The sequence below is a fragment of the Microbacterium sp. genome, from assembly GCF_041909575.1.
Taxonomy (GTDB): Bacteria; Actinomycetota; Actinomycetes; order Actinomycetales; family Microbacteriaceae; genus Microbacterium.
Window position 1 is genome coordinate 1 of sequence record NZ_JAYRDE010000141.1, and the last position, 6,623, is coordinate 6,623.

Below are 6,623 nucleotides of genomic sequence, written 5' to 3' on the forward strand. Positions count from 1 at the left end.
CTGTGCTGCGGACCTCGCCGACGGGCCACATCTTGGTCTCGGCCGAGGACTCGCTCAGGACGATCTCCACCGGACCGGCGCCGGACCACGGAGCCGGCCACTCGCCCTCGATCAGCTCGACATCCGACTGCATCGTCGGCTCCGCCAGCAGCTGCAGGATGGAGTGGGGAGCCTGGGGGTCCAGGTCGTCGGGGTCGAACTGGAGGTCCTCGCTGTAGGCGGCGAACCGCGCGTCGCCCACCAGCGGCTCCAGCGCCGGCTCGAGGCCGTCGCGGTTGTCTGCGAGCAGCTGGCCGAGCGCCCCGAACACGTCGGCGGCGCCCTCGTCCCACTCCTCCGCGACCGCGGGATCGGCCGGGGGCCCGAACGCCGGCACGCCGATGAGGCTCGCCGAGAGATCGCGCGAGATGGCCGGCATGTCGCCGATCTGATGCGCCACCTCGGCGCGCACCACGCCCACCAGGGCGCGCGGCGCGGCGGCGATGACGAACGCCGCGAAGGCGACGAGCGCGACGATGACGACGGCCGCACTGCGCGGTGTCGCGAAGCGGCGGCGCGTGAGGGCGAAGAGTCCGGGCGTCCTGGTCATTCGTCCTCCCGCAGGAGCGGGGCGAGGTGCGCGGGGGTGCGGACGCTCGCGACGATGAGGCAGAAGACCGCGACCGTCGCGGCGATTGCGACGGTCAGGACGACGGGCTGCACGCTCAGAGCGATGGGGTACGACGCCGGCACGCTCCCGTACGCGGCGCGCACGAGCGGGGCGACGACGAGCCACGCGGTGAGTGCGCCCGCGGCGATCCCGCCGACGACGCCCATCACGACCGCGAACAGGTCCTCCTGCGCGCGAAGGCGCGAGGCGCGGCGCCGTCCCAGGCCCATGACCGCGAACAGGGCCAGTTCGCGCGCGTCGGCACGCGAACGCGTGCGGCGCAGGACGAGCACGACCATGGCGAGCACGACGGCGCCGATCGCGGCGAGGACGAAGGCGGATGCCGTTCCCGCCGCGTTCTCGGCGGACCGGGGATCGGCGACGATGGTCACGGTCTGCGGGAACGCGGCCGCGACGGCCTCGACGACGGCGCCCGGATGGTCGGTCGCGAGCCACGCCTGCGTGGGCACGATCGGGAAGGGGCTCGCCATCGAGAGGGTGCCGAGGTCGACCAGCATCCCCTCTCCCGAGGCGGTGCCGGGCAGCACCGGCACGACGTCCGCCACCTCGAACTCGACCTCGATGTCGGGCTTGACCAGCTCGAGCGCAATCCTGTCGCCCGCCTCGAGGCTCATCGACGCCGCGAGGTCGGCGGTGACCACCGCCGGCACCGCGGCGGGCACGAGGGGCGACACCGCCCGGGTGAAGGGCTCCCCCGCGGCTGCCTCTGGCGCGAACACCAGCCCCGCCTCGGACTCCGCGACGGAGCCCGGGGTGCCTGCAGCGGGACGGAAGCCGGAGAGGTCCACTGCCTCTCCGCCGCTGGTGACATCGGTGATCTCCCCCTCACCCGGGAAGTAGCTCATCGGGTGGTAGGCGACACCGAGCGCGGCGAGTGACCACTGCTGGCCGTCGGGCAGGTCGAGCGAGACGGTCTCGACGGGCCGCACGCGCACGTCCGGGAACGTGTTCCCGTTGTCGTCCTCCGACATCTCGACGTCGGCGTTCGTGAACTCCAGCGTCTCGACGGCGCCGGATGCTGCGAGCAGCGTCACCCGCACCTGAAGCGCCGGCGAGCCCTGTTCGAACACCTCGCCTTCGTGCTCGATCGGCGGTGCGGGCGGCGCGAGCAGGGTCAGGGTGAGCTCATCGCCGCCGAGCGCCGCGTCGGCGGCGGGAAGCGCGAGCGCGGCCCCCAGGGCAGCGGGATCGATCGCGCCGTCTGCGTCGAGCATCACCTCGCCCAGCTGCGCCGCCTCCACGGCGAGGATCGGGATGCGCGCATCGGCGCCCTCCGCGCTCAGCGGGCGGGCGAGCATCGCGGCGTCGGGAGAGCCCGATGCGGCGACGTCGGCTGCGGCCACGTCCTCGGGGATCGTGCCGATCTTGACGTCCGCTCCGACACGGAGGGCCTCGGGGGCGTCGCCCAGTGCCGTGAGGCTCGACTGGTAGGCGCCCGCGAGCGTGATCGTCCCGACGGCGAAGGCGACCACCGTGATGGACAGCGCGTGGCGTGCGGGCCGGCGCGACGCGAGGCGCAGCGGCGTGACCGGCGAGACGCCGCGCGAGGGCGAGAGCGCCGCGGCGATCGCGCGCGCGATCGGGGTCGCGAACGCCACCGCCACCAGTGCGGCGAGCCCGAGCGCGAGCGCCGGGGCGAGGGCGACGAGGGGATCGAGGGTGGCGGCGCCGTCGCCGCGCTGCACGATGGGCGTGCCCGCCTGGACGAACTGCCACACCGCGAGCCCGGTGATGACGGCGAGCAGCACGATCGCGCCGATGTCGGCGACCGCGCGGGCACGCGCCGATCCGCGTTCGGCGCTGCGGCCGGTCGCGACCGCGACGACGATCCCGGTCACGAGGGCGATGCCGAGCGAGGCGATTCCGCCGACCAGGAAGCCGGGCGCGGCACCCGCGACGAGCCCGACCCCCGCCGTGCCGGCCACCGCGCCTGCGGCAGCACCGACCACCGCGAAGGTCACCGCCTCGAGTGAGGCGAGCGAGGCCAGGTCGCGGCGCCGCGCTCCCCGCGCGCGCAGCAGTCGGCTCTCCGCGTCGCGGGCGCGCACGGGCTCCAGTGCCACCGCTCCCACCACGACGGCGGTGAGCAGTCCGAGCAGCCCCAGGGCGACCGACGTCGGACCGCGCCGGGCCTCGATGCCCTCTCGCACGGCGTCGAGCGTGTCGGCGAGTCCGCCGGAGGACTGTGGGCGCTCCCCCGTCCTGTCCTCGACGGCGTCGCGCAGCCGGGGCAGGCCGTCCGCGAGCGCGAGCGCCTGCGCCGCCGTGATGGAATCCGGATCGGGTGAGAGCACGACGGAGCGCTCGTCGACGGCGATCTCCATCGCGCCCCCGGCTCCCAGGCTCGCCAGCGCCGACGAGACCGCGTCGGACGCGGCATCCGCCGAGCCGTCGACCGTGAGCACGATCTGCGCGCGGTCGCCGGTGGCGGCCGCCAGGGCGCCGCGCACCTCCCGTGTCTCGACGGAGGCGACCAGTCCCGCAACCCCCACGACGAGGAGGGCGGCGAGGGCGGCGACGATGGCCAGGGTCACGAGCGGCGCGAGGGCGGCACGTGCCCGTGCGAGGGCGAACCGGGGACCTCCGATCACGCCGCCAGCCTTTGCACTCTGGCACTCTAACCCAGCCGCCCCGACACCCCGTCGCGGGTGGGGACTGCCCGTCTCATGAGCACTCCCTCATCCGGCGTTCTTCCTCCCGTCACCTCTCCCGCCTAGCGTGGAGAGGGTCGAACCGCGCCGATCGATCGCGGCTCGACACCGTCCCCCGGTGCCGTCCACGAGACGGCGTCCCGTTCGAAGGAGAACCATGTCCCCCAGGTTCCGCGGCGCGATCATCGCCGCCACCACCGCCGGCCTCGTGTGCGCCGGCGCTCTCGCCGCCGTCCCGGCTGCCGCCGCGCCAATCGCACCGCCGGACGCCGCGACGCAGTCCGAGCCGCTGCGCGTCGCGACCTACAACCTCTCCCTCAACCGCAACACCGCCGGTCAGCTCGTCACCGACCTGTCGACGGGCGCGAATGCGCAGGCGCGCACGGTGGCCGAAGTCATCCAGCGCGCGAACCCGGACGTCGTGCTCCTCAACGAGTTCGACTACGTCGAGGGAGGCCTCGCCGTCGACCTCTTCCGCGACAACTACCTCGAGGTCTCGCAGAACGGCGCGGCGCCGGCGGAGTACCCCTACGCGTTCGTCGCCCCCTCGAACACGGGTGTCCCGAGCGGGTTCGACCTCAACAACAACGGCGTGGTGTCCGGCGGCGACGACGCGTTCGGGTTCGGCGTGTTCGAGGGCCAGTACGGAATGGTCGTGCTGTCGAAGCATCCGATCGTCACCGACGAGGTGCGCACCTTCCAGCACTTCCTGTGGAGGGACATGCCCGGCGCCCTCCTCCCCGACGACCCCGCGACCGCGGCATCGGCCGACTGGTACTCGCCCGAGGAGCTCGACGTGTTCCGGCTGTCGAGCAAGTCGCACTGGGACGTGCCTGTCGAGGTCGGCGGCCACACCGTGCACGTGCTCGCCTCGCACCCGACGCCGCCCACGTTCGACGGCGTGGAGGATCGCAACGGCCTGCGAAATCACGACGAGATCCGGTTCTGGGCCGACTACGTCACCCCGGGCAAGGGGCGCTACATCTACGACGACGACGGCGGTCGCGGAGGCTTGAGCCCGTCGTCGTCGTTCGTGATCCTCGGCGACCAGAACGCCGACCCGCTCGACGGCGACTCCGTCGACGCGGCGATCGACCAGCTCCTCGACCACCGGTGGATCGTCGACCCGCAGCCGACCTCAGCGGGAGCCGTCGAGGCCGCGGCGCTGCAGGGCGGCGCGAACGCGACGCACCTCGGGGACCCGGCGTACGACACCGCCGACTTCGCCGACGGCGCTCCCGGCAACCTGCGAGCGGACTACGTGCTGCCCTCCCGCGATCTGCGCCCCGTCGACGCCGGCGTGTTCTGGCCGGTCCAGGCCGACCCGCTGTCGGCGCTCACCGGCGTCTTCCCGTTCCCGAGCAGCGACCACCGGCTCGTATGGGTCGACGTCAAGGTGCCGCGCGGCGGTCGTTGAGCCGGTCGGTGCGGGCGGCTGCGGCCGCCCGCACCGTGCGGAGTCAGACTGCAGCGACGTCCGCGAGAAACCGTTCGTACTCGTCGGGCTCGTCGTGCGCCGTGATGACGCGCAGCACGACCTCGTCGACGGCCTCGCGGTACGCCGAGATACGCTCGGCCGCGCCGTCGGGACCGACGGTGGTGTCATGCGCCGCGATGCCCAACCGGGCGAAGTTCGCCGCGTACGCCGGGTAGCCCGCATATCGGCGCGTCTCGTCGGCGAGCCTCGCGACGGCGCGCGGGTCGGTCGCGGCCCGGACGTAGAGCGCGACGTGCGTCCCGGGCGCGATCGCCCGCGCCTCCTCCGCCTGCGCGGCGGCGACATCGGGCGTCAGCCAGCTGAGCAGAAGTCCGTCGGATGCCTCGGCCCCGACCCTGCGCATCTTCGGGCCGAGCGCGCCCACCACGACGCGGGCAGTGGTCCCCTCCCGGAGGGCGGCGGCGGCATCCGTCACGCGCGCGAGCGCGCCCGCCGGGCCGGCACCCGAGCCGATCCCGAGCACGAGCCGCTCGACCGGGAGCGTCAGCCCGTCGATGCGCTCGAGGATCTCGCCGGGCGTGCGCCGATCGACGGGCAGCACTCCGGTCGCGAGGACGAGCCGCTCCGTGACCCGGGCCGCGGCGGCGAGCACCTCGAGGGCGTCGTGTCCGGGGGTGTCGTTGACCCACAGGGCGTGGAATCCGGCCGCCTCGACGGCGGGCGCGAGGCGCGCGGCCAGCGCCGGTCCGACGGCGGCCGCGACGCCGATCGAGAGCGCCGCCGTCATGCCGACGCCACCAACCGCGCCACCTCGGCCGCACCGGCGTAGGAGTCCGCGAGGTCGATGCGCGACGCGGGCAGGAAGACGACATCGTCGACGCCGGCGTCGAAGAACGGTCGAAGGCGCTCGGCCACCTCCGCCGGCTCGCCCCACACCGCACGCTCGGCGGGGTCCGGCTTGTCGCCCACGTCGGCGATCGCGCGCGCCTCGGCGTCGGGCCCGAACGCCGCGACGACGTACGACACGACGTCGTGAACACCCGGGCGCCCGGCATCCGCCCGCGCGCCGCGGATCGCCTCGACGGCCACCCGCACCTCCTCCGGCGTATGACCGCTGTCGAGCACCGTTCCATCGGCGACCTCCCCGCTCAGGCGGAGGGTCTTCGGCCCCTCGGCGGCGGCGTAGACGAGCGGGGCGGATGCCGGCGGGTAATCGAGGCGCACGGCGTCGAGGGTGACGTAGCGGCCCGCGGAGTCGGCCTGCTCGCCGGCGAGCAGCGCCCGCAGCGCGGGGACGTACTCGCTCATGAGCGTGAGGGGCGACGCGACGCGGGCGCCGCCCGGCGCCATCCACGGCAGGACGCCGTGGCCGACACCCGGCAGGAGCCGGCCCGGGAACAGCCGCTCGACGGTGGCGATCTCCATCGCCGTCGCCGCGACGTTTCGCAGCGGCATGGGGGCGATGCCGATGCCGAGGCGCAGCTGCTCGGTCCAGGCGAGCGCCGCCGTCGCGGCCGCGAACGCCGAGGTGCGGAAGCAGTCCTCCCAGATCCACAGCTCGGGAAGGCCCTCGCGCTCGGCCACGAGCACCGCGTCGCGGAACTCGTCGGGGCTGTGGGTGTACGGGTTGAAGATCGCGCCGATGCGTGCCATCCCCCCACTCTGGCAGGCGCCCCCGACGCTCCGCGTTCGACTCAGCTGAAGTTCGTGACCGGTCCGCGCAGGATGACGGACATGTGCACGATGACGGATGCCCCGCCCCCGCGGCATCCGCAATTCTGCACATCTCCGCGAAACGGCGCGCGGGCCCGGGCGTTGGCGCGGCCGGCCCGCGCAGAACCGGCCCTCGGCTGAGCGCCGAGGG

Annotated in this window: 5 protein-coding genes; 1 reads left to right on the forward strand and 4 read right to left on the reverse strand. The window is 74.2% G+C overall.

From position 1 onward, the window contains the following. Both ACE3O1_RS14280 and ACE3O1_RS14285 read right to left on the reverse strand, forming a co-directional pair. On the reverse strand, window positions 1-589 hold a 589-nt coding region (locus ACE3O1_RS14280), incomplete at its 3' end, for a hypothetical protein (RefSeq protein WP_374316164.1). Then, window positions 586-3,261 (reverse strand): FtsX-like permease family protein, encoded by a 2,676-nt coding sequence (locus tag ACE3O1_RS14285; protein WP_374316166.1) that lies wholly within the window; start codon window positions 3,259-3,261, stop codon window positions 586-588. The genes ACE3O1_RS14280 and ACE3O1_RS14285, both read right to left, overlap by 4 nt. A gap of 217 nt (window positions 3,262-3,478) precedes the next feature. Between ACE3O1_RS14285 and ACE3O1_RS14290 the strand changes: the two genes are divergently transcribed. After that, window positions 3,479-4,738: an endonuclease/exonuclease/phosphatase family protein gene (locus ACE3O1_RS14290; protein ID WP_374316168.1), complete on the forward strand. Its 1,260-nt coding sequence runs from the start codon at window positions 3,479-3,481 to the stop codon at window positions 4,736-4,738. Window positions 4,739-4,781: 43 nt separating this feature from the next. On the opposite strand, the gene ACE3O1_RS14295 is transcribed toward ACE3O1_RS14290, so the two are convergent. Together ACE3O1_RS14295 and ACE3O1_RS14300 are read right to left on the reverse strand one after the other, a co-directional pair. After that, window positions 4,782-5,546: an LLM class flavin-dependent oxidoreductase gene (locus tag ACE3O1_RS14295; protein WP_374316170.1), complete on the reverse strand. Its 765-nt coding sequence runs from the start codon at window positions 5,544-5,546 to the stop codon at window positions 4,782-4,784. Next, a complete protein-coding gene (locus ACE3O1_RS14300) occupies window positions 5,543-6,412 on the reverse strand; it encodes an LLM class flavin-dependent oxidoreductase (protein ID WP_374316172.1) in 870 nt (289 codons plus the stop codon). Before ACE3O1_RS14300 ends, ACE3O1_RS14295 begins: the two co-directional genes overlap by 4 nt. Window positions 6,413-6,623 lie beyond the last annotated feature (211 nt).

Coding starts and splice junctions, on each gene's coding strand:
- ACE3O1_RS14290 (WP_374316168.1), top strand. CDS start 3,479: ATGTCCCCCAGGTTCCGCGGCGCGATCATCGCCGCCACCACCGCCGGC.
- ACE3O1_RS14295 (WP_374316170.1), bottom strand. CDS start 5,546: ATGACGGCGGCGCTCTCGATCGGCGTCGCGGCCGCCGTCGGACCGGCG.
- ACE3O1_RS14300 (WP_374316172.1), bottom strand. CDS start 6,412: ATGGCACGCATCGGCGCGATCTTCAACCCGTACACCCACAGCCCCGAC.